13 protein-coding genes are annotated in these 13190 nt (G+C 68.2%); 6 read left to right on the top strand and 7 right to left on the bottom strand.

Annotated features, from left to right (window positions below):
* Positions 1-22: 22 nt before the first annotated feature.
* Both ABE957_RS14565 and ABE957_RS14560 read right to left on the bottom strand, forming a co-directional pair.
* Complete coding sequence (locus ABE957_RS14565; RefSeq protein WP_349759380.1) at positions 23-649, bottom strand: thiopurine S-methyltransferase; 627 nt, start codon at positions 647-649, stop codon at positions 23-25.
* A 2-nt stretch (positions 650-651) separates the two neighbouring features.
* Positions 652-1287 carry a TIGR04211 family SH3 domain-containing protein gene (locus ABE957_RS14560; protein WP_349759379.1) on the bottom strand — a complete coding sequence of 212 codons (636 nt, stop codon included), beginning with the start codon at positions 1285-1287 and terminating at the stop codon, positions 652-654.
* A 417-nt stretch (positions 1288-1704) separates the two neighbouring features.
* On the opposite strand from ABE957_RS14560, the gene miaB reads away from it, so the two are divergent.
* From miaB to lnt, 5 genes are all read left to right on the top strand, one after another.
* Positions 1705-3048 (top strand): tRNA (N6-isopentenyl adenosine(37)-C2)-methylthiotransferase MiaB, encoded by a 1344-nt coding sequence (miaB, locus tag ABE957_RS14555; protein ID WP_349759378.1) that lies wholly within the window; start codon positions 1705-1707, stop codon positions 3046-3048.
* A 73-nt stretch (positions 3049-3121) separates the two neighbouring features.
* On the top strand, positions 3122-4228 hold the full coding sequence (locus tag ABE957_RS14550) for a PhoH family protein (protein WP_349759377.1): 1107 nt from the start codon (positions 3122-3124) through the stop codon (positions 4226-4228).
* A complete protein-coding gene (gene ybeY, locus ABE957_RS14545) occupies positions 4225-4749 on the top strand; it encodes an rRNA maturation RNase YbeY (protein WP_349759376.1) in 525 nt (174 codons plus the stop codon). The genes ABE957_RS14550 and ybeY overlap by 4 nt, the downstream gene beginning before the upstream one ends.
* Positions 4746-5615: a CorC family transporter gene (locus ABE957_RS14540; RefSeq protein ID WP_349759375.1), complete on the top strand. Its 870-nt coding sequence runs from the start codon at positions 4746-4748 to the stop codon at positions 5613-5615. The genes ybeY and ABE957_RS14540 overlap by 4 nt, the downstream gene beginning before the upstream one ends.
* 17 nt (positions 5616-5632) lie before the next feature.
* Entirely contained in the window at positions 5633-7123 is a 1491-nt protein-coding gene (gene lnt / locus ABE957_RS14535; RefSeq protein ID WP_432765423.1) for an apolipoprotein N-acyltransferase, read from the top strand.
* A 162-nt stretch (positions 7124-7285) separates the two neighbouring features.
* On the opposite strand, the gene phaC is transcribed toward lnt, so the two are convergent.
* The 5 genes from phaC to prmB all read right to left on the bottom strand — a co-directional run bounded on the left by phaC (position 7286) and on the right by prmB (position 12457).
* The gene (gene phaC / locus ABE957_RS14530; protein ID WP_349759373.1) at positions 7286-9121 is read right to left on the bottom strand and encodes a class I poly(R)-hydroxyalkanoic acid synthase; all 1836 of its coding nucleotides are present in this window, start codon (positions 9119-9121) and stop codon (positions 7286-7288) included.
* 198 nt (positions 9122-9319) lie between these two features.
* The gene (locus ABE957_RS14525) at positions 9320-9757 is read right to left on the bottom strand and encodes a phasin family protein (RefSeq protein ID WP_349759372.1); all 438 of its coding nucleotides are present in this window, start codon (positions 9755-9757) and stop codon (positions 9320-9322) included.
* 132 nt (positions 9758-9889) lie between these two features.
* Positions 9890-10312: a hypothetical protein gene (locus ABE957_RS14520; RefSeq protein ID WP_349759371.1), complete on the bottom strand. Its 423-nt coding sequence runs from the start codon at positions 10310-10312 to the stop codon at positions 9890-9892.
* Positions 10313-10369: 57 nt separating this feature from the next.
* Positions 10370-11455 (bottom strand): chorismate synthase, encoded by a 1086-nt coding sequence (aroC, locus tag ABE957_RS14515; protein ID WP_349759370.1) that lies wholly within the window; start codon positions 11453-11455, stop codon positions 10370-10372.
* 45 nt (positions 11456-11500) lie between these two features.
* A complete protein-coding gene (gene prmB, locus ABE957_RS14510) occupies positions 11501-12457 on the bottom strand; it encodes a 50S ribosomal protein L3 N(5)-glutamine methyltransferase (RefSeq protein ID WP_349759369.1) in 957 nt (318 codons plus the stop codon).
* A gap of 118 nt (positions 12458-12575) precedes the next feature.
* Between prmB and ABE957_RS14505 the strand changes: the two genes are divergently transcribed.
* Positions 12576-13154 (top strand): Smr/MutS family protein, encoded by a 579-nt coding sequence (locus ABE957_RS14505; protein ID WP_349759368.1) that lies wholly within the window; start codon positions 12576-12578, stop codon positions 13152-13154.
* Positions 13155-13190: the final 36 nt, after the last annotated feature.

Genomic DNA, 13190 nt, shown 5'->3' with positions numbered 1-13190 from the left:
GGCCGCCCCGCATCAGGCCACCTCAAGTCAGCGGCCCGCGGCGCTCCAGCGCCCAGACGCACTCGCGAAAGCCGTTGGCCTCCGGCTCGCCATCCTCCAGGTGGGTGACCCGGAAGTTGGGTTCGAACAGCGCGCGCACCTCCTCGGCCGAGACGCTGTAGGGCGGGCCGCCCGGGTCCCGGGTCAGGCTGATCAAGAGCCCCCGGGCGCCCGGCGGCATCAGCTGCGCCAGGTGGAAGGCGTAGCGCTGGCGGGTGGCCTCGGGCAGGGCGATCAGCGCGGCCCGATCGTAGAAGGCGCCGATCTCGGCCGCCTGCTCGATATGGAAGTGGAAGAAGTCCCCGCACCACAGCTCCACGCTGCCCTGGCGGCAGATATCGAAGCTGTCCTGATGGTAGCGGGTGATTTCCCCTCGCCCCTCGGCGACGAACTGCTCGATGGCCGTCTCGGCGAGCTCGATGCCCAGCACGGGGTGGTCGCGGCGCGCCAGCCAGCGCATGTCCAGGCTCTTGCCGCACAGCGGCACCAGCACCTTGGTCCCGGCCCGCACCTTGAGGGCGGGCCAGTGACGAACGAGGGCCGGATGGGGGCGGTCGCGGTGGAAGCCGATGCGCCCCTCGTGCCAGCGCTTGCGCCAATCCTCGGCCATGCTCAGAACCAGCGGTCGCGCTTGCGACGACGGCGCGGCAGGTGGGGCACGATCAGGCCGACCAGCAGGCCGGCCCCGGCCACGCCGCCGCCATACATGAAGTAGCGCATCAGCAGGTCCTCCTCCTGAGTGTCCAGGCGCGCCTGGAACTCCCGGATGGTGGCCCGCGACTGCTCGGTCTCCTCCTCGAGGGCCTGGTTGCGCGCCTCGAGCTCGTCGATGCGCGCCTGGCGAACCTCCAGGGTGTCGGTCATCGACGCCGTGCGCTCCTCCCAGGTGGCGTTGATGCCGGAGAGCTCCTCGGTCAACGCCTCGACCCGGGCCTCCAGGGCCGGCAGCCGCTGCTGGGCGCTGGGCTCGGCCTGCAGCTCGCTGCTGAGCACCCAGACGACATCGCCCTCGGCATCCTCGACCCGGCTGTAGTCGCCGCTGGTCTCGAGCACAGTCACCGGCTCGCCGGCGCTCAGGGTGCCGATGATCCGGTAGCCGTCGGTCGGACCGCTGCGCACGAAGGTGGTGAGTTCGTCCGACACCCAGGCGCCGGCCTCGGCATCGGCGGCGTTCTGGGCGTGGAGCGCGGGGGGCAGCGTCGCGAGCGCGACGCCGAGTGTCAGAATCTTGAGTCTGTGTATCGTCATGCCATCGTCCTGGCTGTCCAAGGCTCGCGTGTCGTTGCTCTGTCGTGACGCGTTCGCCGCGCCCGGACGTCCGTGCCGGGCGCGGCGGCGATGTGTGATTCGCGCGGACGGGTTACCCACAGCTGCTGTGGACAACCATCGGGAAAACCGCTGGAAACCCGCCGCAAGCCGGCGTGACCATCGTCTCTGTCACGTTCCGATCATTTTCTGACCAGACCGTGAGCCGTGGCCGGCGCCTGGTCCCGTCCTCGAAAGGCCCACAGGGTACCACAGTCGGGGCGCCCGACCGCCGCCCCACGCTGGCCCCGATGCCGGGCGCTGCGTATAATATGAGGCCTTGTCTCGGGTGGCCATCCGGCCATCTCCCCACGTCCATCCAACGGTGTCCCGTCGCGCCAGCTGCCGCGACCTACTCTTATGGCGAAGAAACTCTTCATCAAGACGCACGGCTGCCAGATGAACGAGTACGATTCCGCGCGCATGGCGGATCTGCTCGGCGAATCCCATCAGCTCGAGCTCACCGACGACGAGCGCGATGCCGACGTCATCCTGCTCAACACCTGCTCCATTCGCGAGAAGGCCCAGGAGAAGGTCTTCCATCAGCTCGGCCGCTGGAAGAAGCTCAAGGAGGCTAATCCGGAACTGGTGATCGGCGTGGGCGGCTGCGTGGCCAGCCAGGAGGGCGAGGCCCTGCGCAAGCGCGCCCCCCATGTCGACATGGTGTTCGGCCCGCAGACCCTGCACCGGGTGCCGGGCATGCTCGACGCGCGGGCCGACAACCAGATCTCGGTGGTCGACGTCACCTTCCCCGAGGTCGAGAAGTTCGACCACCTGCCGAAGCCCAGCTCCGATGGCGCCACCGCCTTCGTCTCGGTGATGGAGGGCTGCTCCAAGTACTGCACCTTCTGCGTGGTGCCCTACACCCGCGGCGAGGAGGTCTCGCGCCCCTTCGAGGCGGTGATGGACGAGGTCATCCACCTGGCCGACCAGGGGGTCCGCGAGATCAACCTGCTGGGCCAGAACGTCAACGCCTACCGGGGCCTCAACCAGCTGGGCGACGAGATCGACCTGGCCGAGCTGATCGCTTGCGTGGCCGCCGTCGAGGGCATCGATCGCATCCGCTTCACCACCTCGCACCCGGTGGAATTCTCCGACAGCCTGATCGAGGCCTACGCCGAGATCCCGGAGCTGGTCAGCCACCTCCACCTGCCGGTGCAGGCGGGCTCGGACCGGGTGCTCGCCGCCATGAAGCGCGGCCACACGGTGGAGGAGTACGTCGAGAAGATGGAGCGCATCCGCGCGCTGCGCCCCGACATCAGCTTCTCCTCGGACTTCATCATCGGCTTCCCCGGCGAGACCGAGGAGGACTTCGAGTCGACCATGGACCTGATCCATCGCATCGGCTTCGATCACTCCTTCAGCTTCGTCTACTCGGCGCGCCCCGGCACCCCGGCGGCGGGGCTCGAGGACGACACCCCGGAGAGCGTCAAGAAGCAGCGCCTGGCGATCCTCCAGGAGCGCATCATCCAGCAGACCATGCAGATCAGCCGGCGCATGGTGGGCACCACCCAGCGCATCCTGGTCACCGGCTTCTCGCCCCGCGACCCGGGCCAGCTCTCGGGACGCACCGAGAACAACCGCGTGGTCAACTTCCGCGCCGCCAATCCCTTCGAGCTGATCGGCTACTTCGTCGACGTCGAGATCAACGAGGCGCTGCCCAACTCCCTGCGCGGCGAGCTGATCTCTCCCGAACGCTTCTGAGTCAGCGATTGCCCCGGCCGGCGCCGGGGCAGTAAGCTGAGAGACACATCCACAACGCAGGGATCATCCAGTCTTGAGCCAGCCATCTTCTCAGGCCAACCGCATCGTCACCCTGAACCTGGAACCCAACGATCCTCGCCGCCTGGCCAACCTCTGTGGCCAGCGCGACGAGCACCTCAAGCTGGTCGAGGCACGGCTTGGCATCACCCTGCGCAATCGGGGCAACATCTTCCAGCTCGCCGGGCCGGCGAGTCGCGTCAAGGCCGCCGCCAACGTGCTGGAGCACCTCTACCGGGAGACCGAGGCCAGCGACCTCGAGCCCGACACGGTGCATCTCTTCCTGCAGGAGTCCGGCCTCGAGGCGCTGGACGAGGAGGAGGGCGATGAGGCCGACGACGAGGTGCTGCTGCGCACCCCGCGCACGCTGATCAAGCCCCGCGGCCTCAACCAGCAGAGCTACGTCTCGAGCATCCGTGCCCACGACATCAACTTCGGCATCGGGCCGGCCGGCACCGGCAAGACCTACCTGGCCGTGGCCGCCGCGGTGGAGGCGCTCAACCAGCAGGAGGTGCGTCGCATCCTGCTGGTGCGCCCGGCCGTGGAGGCCGGCGAGAAGCTCGGCTTCCTGCCGGGCGATCTGGCCCAGAAGATCGACCCCTACCTGCGGCCGCTCTACGACGCCCTCTACGAGATGATCGGCTTCGAGCAGGTGGCCAAGCTGATCGAGCGCCAGGTGATCGAGATCGCTCCGCTCGCCTACATGCGCGGGCGCACCCTGAACAACGCCTTCATCATCCTCGACGAGAGCCAGAACACCACCCGCGAACAGATGAAGATGTTCCTGACGCGCATCGGCTTCGGCTCCACGGCGGTGATCACCGGCGACGTGACCCAGGTGGACCTGCCCCGCGGCCAGACCTCGGGGCTGATCCAGGTGCTCGACGTGCTCAAGGACACCCCGGGGATCGGCGTGACCCACTTCGCCGCCAAGGACGTCGTACGCCATCCTCTGGTCCAGCGCATCATCGAGGCCTACGACCACTTCGAGGCCGGCGAGGAAGCCGCCGAACGCGAACGCAGGGAACAGCGCGAGGCGCGCCGCGAGGCCCAGGCCGAGGAACGTCAGGAGCGCCGCGAGCGCCAGGCCCAGGGCTCCGACGATGCCGGAGAGCCCGCATGACCGGCGAACCTCCTCCACTGGTCGTCGATCGCCAGGTGGCCCTCGCGGCCGAGGCCCTGCCCGGCCAGGCCGATCTCGAGGCCTGGGTCGCGGCCGTGCTGGCGCGCCAGCCCGACGAGCACCGCCATGAGCTGACCATCCGCTTCGTCGACGCCGAGGAGAGCCAGGCCCTGAACCGCGACTACCGCGGCCGCGACAAGCCCACCAACGTGCTCTCCTTCCCCTTCGAAGGCCCGCCCGGCATCGAACTGCCGCTGCTCGGCGACCTGGTGATCTGCCATTCGGTGGTGCTCCAGGAGGCCCGCGAGCAGGACAAGACGACGCCCGCTCACTACGCTCACATGGTGATCCACGGCACCCTGCACCTGCTGGGCCACGATCACCTCGACGACGCCGAGGCCGAGATCATGGAGGCCCTCGAGCGCGAGATCCTGGCATCGCTGGGGATCGCCGACCCGTATCTCACCCCCAGCCCTCCGCACCACGATACCGACAACGAGGACGAGAGAGCCGACGCATGAGCGAAGACCGATCGAGTGGCCAGGGCAGCAGGTCCTGGCTCGATAAGTTGTTCAGTGCCCTGTCCAACGACAGTGACGAACCCAGCTCCCGCGGCGAGTTGATGGAGTTCCTCCGCCAGGCGGGGTCCCGCCTGAAGCTCGACCAGGACGCCATGATGATCATCGAGGGCGCCCTGAGCATCAGCGACCAGCAGGTGCGCGAGGTGCTGATCCCCCGCTCGCAGATCACCGCGATCGCCCTCGACCAGCCCCTCGACGAATACCTGCCGGTGATACTCGAGACCGGCCACTCCCGCTACCCGGTGATCGGCGAGAACCTCGACGAGATCAAGGGCATCCTGCTGGCCAAGGACCTGCTGCCGCTGCTGCGCGGCGGCCAGGACAACGGTCGCCCCTTCCAGCTCGACGAGGTGCTGCGCCCGGCGATGTTCGTCCCCGAATCCAAGCGCCTCAACAGCCTACTCAAGGAGTTCCAGGACACTCGCAACCACATGGCAGTGGTGGTGGACGAGTACGGCGGCACGGCGGGCATCGTCACCATCGAGGACATCCTCGAGGAGATCGTCGGCGAGATCGAGGACGAGCACGACATCGACGAGGAGATCGATATCCGCGAGCTGGGCGAGGCGCGCTATGCGATTCGCGCCCTGACCCCCATCGAGGACTTCAACGAGCGCTTCGGTACAGAGTTCTCCGACGACGACTTTGACACCGTCGGCGGCCTGGTGATGCAGCGCTTCGGCCACCTGCCGGGGCGCGGCGAGCACACCGAGCTCAGCGGCTGGCGCTTCACCGTGCTCAACGCCGATAACCGACGCATCCGCCTGCTCGAGGCGGCCCGCTGCGAGGAGAGCACCGAGGAGTGACTCGCCCCCTTCCATGGATGGATACGATGGCTGACATTCGCCTGCCCCCGGCTCTGGGCTGCCTGCTGGCCCTGGTGGCCGGGGTCTTTACCACCCTCAGCACCGCCCCCTTCTCGCTCTGGTGGCTGGGCCCGGTTGCCGCCGGCCTGATCTTCCTCGGCCTTCCCGCTCTGACGCCTCGTCAGGCCGCGCTGCGCGGCCTCTGCTACGGCATCGGCCTGTTCGGCTCCGGGGCCTCCTGGGTGTATGTCTCGATCCACGACTATGGCTATACCGGGGTGCCCCTGGCGCTGCTGCTGACGGCGCTGTTTGTCATCGGCCTGGCGCTCTTCTTCGCCGCCACCCTGTGGGGCTATCGCCGCCTGTGCGGGCCGCGCTTCGCCGCGCTGACCTTCGCCGGCGCCTGGGTGCTCGGCGAGTGGCTGCGCACCTGGCTCTTTACCGGCTTCCCCTGGCTGCTGCTGGGCAGCGCCCAGATCGATTCACCGCTCGCCCCCTGGGCCCCGGTGGGCGGCGTCTACCTGCTGTCGCTGATCACCGCCCTCACCGGCAGCCTGGGCGTCGAGCTAGTGCGCCGCCGCTGGTGGACCGCCGCCCCGCTCGCCGCGCTGTGGCTGGTGCCGCTGGCCCTCCCGACCCAGTGGACCACGCCCCAGGGCGAGCCGGCGCGCGTCGCGCTGCTGCAGGGCAACCTGCCCCAGCTGATGAAGTGGCGCCCCGAGGGGCAGCGCCGGGCCATCGACACCTACCTCGCCCTGACCCGCGGGCTCGACGACGTCGACCTGGTGATCTGGCCCGAGGCCGCGCTGCCGATGTTCGAGGACCAGGCCGCGCCGCTCCTCGAGCGCGCCCACGCCGGCCTGCCGGAGGGCACCGAGCTTGTGACCGGCATCCTGCAGCGCGACGCGGACGGCCTCTACTACAACAGCGTCGTCGGCCGCGGCGACGTGGCGGGGGCCTACCGCAAGTCGCACCTGGTGCCCTTCGGCGAGTACCTGCCGCTGGAGAACCTGCTGCGCGGCGCCATCGCCTTCTTCGACCTGCCGGCCCCGGCGATGACCCCGGGCCCGGAGGGTCAGGCGCCGATGCGGGTCGGCAGCCTCGCCATCGGCAACGCCATCTGCTACGAGATCATCTACGCGGATCTCGTGGCCGAGCAGGCCCGCGAGGCCGGCGTGCTGCTGACGGTCTCCAACGACACCTGGTTCGGCGCCTCGATCGGGCCGCTGCAGCACCTGCAGATGGCGCGCCTGCGCGCCCTGGAGAACGGCCGCCCGGTGATCCGCGCCACCAGCAACGGCGTCACCGCGCTCATCGACGCCCAGGGCCGGGTCACCGCCCGGGCGCCGCAGTTCGAGACCGTCGTGCTCGAGGGCGAGGTCATGGCCACCCAGGGCCTCACGCCCTTCACCCGCACCGGCAGCTGGCCCGCCTGGCTGCTCGCGGCCCTGCTGGTGCTGCCGGGACTGCGCCGGCGCTCAGCTGGCCGGGCCGGCGACAGGGCTTGAAACAGGACTTCGAGACAGGGCTTGAAACAGGACTTCGAGACAGGGCTTGAAACAGAGCTTCGCGACAGGGCCTTGAGGGACATCGACAACGCCTCGACCCTCATCAAAAAACCCCGCCATCAGGCGGGGTTTTGCGTGTCACGGCGCGTCACGTCATCCCGTTCATGACTCGGACTCGGCGTCGCCCAGCACCTCGGGGATGGTCATGCGCACGTAGCGCCCGGGAGCCGGCTCGAGGATATTGAGTTCGCCGTCGCCGGGCTGGCGCGCCGGCACCAGCTTCTCGGCATCCACATAGCCGTTCTCGGTCATCCACGCTTGCCAGTGCGGCCACCAGGAGCCCTCGTGCTGCTGGGCGCCCTCGAGCCACGCCTCGGCGCTGTCCGGCAGCTCGTCGTTGGTCCAGTAGCCGTACTTGTTCTTGCTCGGCGGGTTGACGATCCCGGCGATGTGGCCGGAGCCGCCCAGCACGAAGGTCACCGGCCCCTTCGGCAGCAGCGCCCCGTAGTAGGAGCTGTTCCACTTGGCGATATGGTCCTCGCGAGTGGAGACGAAGTAGCTCGGCGTGGAGATCTTGCGCAGGTCGATCTTGACCCCGTCGAGTTCGATTCCACCGGGCTCCACCAGCCGGTTCTCCAGGTACATGTGGCGCAGGTACCAGGCATGGGTACCGGCCGGCAGGTTGGTGCCGTCGGTGTTCCAGTAGAGCAGGTCGAACGGCGCGGGGGAGTCGCCCTTCAGGTAGTTGTTGATGTAGAAGGACCAGAAGAGGTCGTTCTCGCGCAACAGGTTGAAGGAATAGGCCATGACGCGACCGTCGAGGTAGCCGTCTCGCTCGAGCTTGGCCTCGATGCCCTTCAGCACCGGCTCGGTGAGGAAGACGCCGATCTCGCCGGGGTCGCGGAAGTCCTGAAGGGTGGCCATGTAGGTCACCGACTTGACCTTGCGGCCACGCCGGGTACTGGTCAGGTAGGCCACGGTAGAGGCGGTCAGGGTTCCGCCGATGCAGTAGCTCAGGAGGTTCACCGACTTCTCGCCGGTGGCCTGTTCGATGGCACCCATGGCATCGATGGGGCCCATCTGCATGTAGTCGGCCCAGGTCAGGTCACGCTGCTCCGGCCCGGGATTGCGCCAGGAGATCAGGAACACCGTGTGACCCTGCTCCACCAGCCAGCGTACCAGGGAGTTGTCCTGGCGCAGGTCGAGGATGTAGTACTTGTTGATCCAGGGCGGTACCACCAGCAGCGGCGTCTTGTAGGCCTGCTCGGTGGTCGGCGTGTACTGGATCAGCTGGATCAGCTCGTTCTCGTAGACCACCGCGCCCGGGCTGACGGCGATGTTGTCGCCGATGGTGAAGGCGCTGCGATCGGTCATGGTGACATTGAGGCCCTCGGCGGAGTTGGCCAGGTCTTCGCGCAGGCGGGCCATGCCCTCGACCAGGTTCTGGCCTCGGGTCTCCATGGTCCTGCGCATCACTTCGGGGTTGGTGGTCACGAAGTTGGTGGGCGCCATGGCATTGACGAGCTGGCGAGCATAGAAGCGGAGATTGCGCTTCTTGTCGTCCGAGAGGCCATCCAGGCGCTCGATGAGCTCCTCCACCATGCGCGAGAAGAGCAGGTACTGCTGCATGATCGCCAGGTAATGGGGGTCGTCACGCCAGGCGTCGTCCTTGAAGCGGCGATCCCCCTTGGATGGGGTGATCAGCGGCTCGACATCCTCGCCGGACAGCCGGCGCAGCGACTGCTGCCAGAGCTGGAACTGGTCCTGAAGCAACTGCGACTGGGTCTGCCACAGCAGGGGCGGATTCTGCATCAATGATTCGGCGCCGGCCTGGAAGCTGCGTCGCATGTCTTCATGGACCGATTCCGCCGCATCGCTGGGGACCATCCGTGCCAGCAGATCCTGCATCAAGACCTTGTATTCCTCGCCAATCACTGAGAGCTGAGCGTTCCATGCCTCGAGCTCGGCCGGTGTCGGTGCTTGCACCCCTGACTGCATTGACCACTCCTGTTGTTCATATCGATCGTTCATATCGACCGCTCGTATCGACCGCAAACCGTGCCGGCCCAGGGTTCGACGCGAATACCGCCGCATCGCCTCGCGACACGCAAGGCATGACCAGAACGCATGGCCAGAGCGACTGACACCGATACCCGCGGGGCGGGTATCGGAGCGACGTGGTGACGGCCTAGGAAATCAGCTCTTGCGCGACGAGGACCGGCTGGTCGCCTTGGCGGGCTGCTCTGAAGGGGTGCCCCCCTCCTTGGCTGCCTGGCCGGCCTTCTGGGCCTGTTCGGCGAGCTGCTTGCCGGACTCGGCGTAGAGCTTCTCCAGCTCGGCCTTGAACTCCAGGCTCATCTCGCTCATGGCCTTGGCATCCTCGAGCATCTGCTGGGAGAGCTCGTTCATCATCTCGGCCTGGCGGGCGCCGAAGTCACGCACGCTCTCGGCGTCGGTGAGTTCGCCGGCATCGCGCATGCGCTCCGTGCCCATCTGGCTGTAGCGCTTCATGGACTCCATCTGATACTGGGTCATCTTCTCCATGTTGTTCAGCATCAGGGAGTTGAGCTTGCGCATCGGCTCGAAGAACTGACGAGTCTGCTCGTTGAATGTCTCGATCATCTTGTCCTGCATGGCGAATCCCTCCTGGCGGCTCGGTAACGAACGACTTGTTGCACTGCACAAAGCCTAGTCTGCCACTCTGAGGCTTGCAAGCGGATTGCGGCGGCCCCCGGCGAAGGTCGAAGAGTGGCGCGAGGCCGGTCCTCAGCTCTCGCGCTTGCCGCGCGAGCGGGCACTGGCCGTGGAGGCGCCGGAACCGCTGCTGGACGACTTGCCGGAAGACGAGGCCTTCTTCGTGGAGGACGACGCCTCGCCCGATGAGGCCTCGCCGGACGCATCACCGCTGGAGGAGCTGGCGGCGGCCTTGGAGAGCATGTCGAGCATCATCTGCTGGTAGTTGCCGAAGCTCGAAAGGCCCTGGGAGAGCCCCTGCGTCAGGTTCTGCGACAGCCCCTGCTGCTGCAGGAAGGGCTGCATCAGGCTCATCGGGTCGTACCCTTCGACGCCCGACTCCATCTGCTTCTGGATCCGGTCGAGCAGATCCTTCTGGAAGGCCTCCACGTCGGGCAGGCCCAGCGCCTGACGAAACTCCTCGGGGGTCAGGTCGAATTCGACGTTGATCTTCATGGCGTCACTCTTGTGGGTGGACGCCTGAAGTGTAGCAGCCATGCGGCGCGGGGCGGCTCAACGCAAGCGCGGAGTCGAGACGTTCACCTCGGCGTTCTGGCCGCGCTGACGCAGCAGGTGATCCATCAGGGTCAGCGCCATCATCGCCTCGGCGATGGGCGTGGCGCGAATGCCCACGCAGGGGTCGTGGCGGCCCTTGGTGACGATCTCCACCGGCTGGCCATGGACGTCGATGGAGCGCCCGGGCGTGGTGATGCTGGAGGTGGGCTTCAAGGCCAGGTGCGCGATGATCGCCTGGCCGCTGGAGATGCCGCCCAGCACGCCGCCGGCATGGTTGGAGAGAAAGCCCTCGGGGGTCATCTCGTCGCGGTGCTCGCTGCCCCGCTGGGCCACCGAGGTGAAGCCGTCGCCGATCTCCACGCCCTTCACCGCGTTGATGCTCATCAGGCCGTGGGCCAGCTCCGCGTCCAGGCGGTCGAAGACCGGCTCCCCCAGGCCCGGCGGTACGCCCTCGGCCACCACGCTGATCTTCGCCCCCACCGAGTCCTGGTCGCGGCGCAGCTGATCCATGTAGGCCTCGAGCTCCGGCACCCGCTCGGGGTCGGGACAGAAGAAGGGGTTCTCGTCCACCGCCTCCCACTGCTTGAAGTCGATGGCGATGGGGCCGAGCTGGCTCATGTAGCCCCGCACGGTGATACCCTGGGCCGCCAGGTACTTCTTGGCGATGGCCCCGGCCGCCACTCGCATGGCGGTCTCCCGCGCGCTCGAGCGCCCGCCGCCGCGGTAGTCGCGGATACCGTACTTGTGGTGATAGCTGTAGTCGGCGTGGGCCGGCCGGAACTGATCCTTGATCTTCGAGTAGTCGGTGGAGCGCTGGTCGGTGTTCTCGATCAGCAGGCCGATGGAAGTGCCCGTGGTCACGCCCTCGAAGACCCCGGAGAGGATGCGCACCCGGTCGGCCTCGCGACGCTGGGTGGTGTGGCGAGAGCTGCCGGGACGGCGGCGGTCCAGGTCGTGCTGCAGGTCTTCCTCGGAAAGCAGCAGCCCCGGCGGGCAGCCATCGACGATGGCCCCCAGCGCCGGGCCGTGGCTCTCGCCGAAGGTGGTGACGGTGAACAGCTTGCCGAAGGTGTTACCGGACATGGGCGCTCCTCCTGGGGGCGGGAGAGTGGGGGCGGGAAAGGTGAATCAGGCGAAGGACGCCGCATGGGCGTCGAGTTCGGCGGCACTCAGGGCGAAGATCCCCTGGCCGCCGCGCTCGAACTCCAGCCACAGGAAAGGCACCTCGGGGAAGGCCGCCTCCAGGTGGTGATCGGAGTTGCCGACCTCGACGATCAGCACGCCGTCGTCGCTCAGGTGCTCGCGAGCCTCGCGCAGGATGCGCCGGACGATGTCCAGGCCGTCCTGGCCCGCACCCAGCGCCAGCGCCGGCTCGTGGCGGAACTCGGCGGGCATGGTGGTCAGGTCTCGGCTGTCCACGTAGGGCGGGTTGGAGACGATCAGGTCGTAGCGGCGACCCTTGAGGCCCGCGAAGAGGTCGGACTCCACTGCGCGCACCCGCTCCCCCACGTCGTGGCGGGTGATGTTGCGGCGCGCCACGGCCAGGGCCTCGGGACTGATGTCGGCCAGGTCGACCTCGCAGGTCGGCAGGTGCAGCGCCGTAGCGATGCCGATGCAGCCCGAGCCGGTGCACAGGTCCAGTACCCGGGCGGGCGGCTCGTCGGGGAACCAGGCGGCGAAGCCGTGCTCGATCAGCTCGGCGACCGGCGAGCGCGGGATCAGCACCCGCTCGTCGACGCTAAACGGAATACCGGCGAAGAAGGCCTCGCCCAGCAGGTAGGGCAGCGGCCGGCGCGTCTCGATGCGCGCCCGCACCAGCGCCACGATGCGCGAGCGCTCCATGGGCAGCAGCCGCGCCTCCAGCACTGCCGGGTCGACGTTCCAGGGCAGGTGCAGGGCGCCGAGGGTCAGCGCCACGGCCTCGTCCCAGGCGGAGGCGGTGCCGTGTCCGTAGTGCAGGCCGGCCAGGTGGAACTCGCTGGCGGCCCAGCGCAGGCAATCGCGCAGGGTGATCAGGCCTTCGTTCAAGGCCTCGTCGCTCAGCACGAGGGTGGACGTAGACGCGTCGGGGAGAGATTCGGCCACGGGGCTTCCTGGAGTCGGGGGGTTCGGGAATGACGACGTCAGATTGTAACCGGGCCCGCGGTTCACAGCCACGGCTGGGGCGGTATACTGGCGGCTCGTTCCTCCACCCGATGGTCCCATGAGTCGAGATCGCCACGTCCCGGACGACGACGAGATCAACGCCTTCCGCCAGGCCCTGCGCGAGGCCGGCGTGCGCCCCATCGCCAGCAACCGGGCCGATCCCGGTCGCCGGCGGCGGGGCGATGCCGCCGCGGCCGAGCGACGCGCGGCCGCCACCACGGTCGCCGACGACCTCGCAGGCGGCGGGCGAACCTCGGATGGCCGGGTGGAACCGGTACGGCCCTCGGAGTTCCTCGACTTCGCCCTCCCCGACCTGCCCTGGCGCACGCGCCAGCAGCTCAAGCGCGGACGCCTGGCCTGGGAGGCGGGGCTCGACCTGCACGGCCACACCCTGGAGGAAGCGCGGGAAGAGCTCGAAGCCTTCCTGCGCGACGCCTGCGACCGCCGGCGACGCTGCGTGCTGGTGGTGCACGGCAAGGCCTGGGGCAGCACCCGCAACTACCCGGTGATCAAGAGCCACGTGAACGCCTGGCTGCGCGAGTGGCCCAGCGTGCTGGCCTTCTGCTCGGCCACCACGATCGACGGCGGCACCGGGGCGGTCTACGTGCTGCTGCGCCGGCGCGGCGCCGAGGCCTGAGCGGCTCACCGCCGGCCCGCGACTCGGCACGGCGCC

Origin of the sequence: Halomonas pelophila, from assembly GCF_040196315.1 — a bacterium.
Lineage (GTDB): Bacteria > Pseudomonadota > Gammaproteobacteria > Pseudomonadales > Halomonadaceae > Halomonas > Halomonas pelophila.
This window is presented reverse-complemented; position numbering and strand designations above follow the sequence as displayed.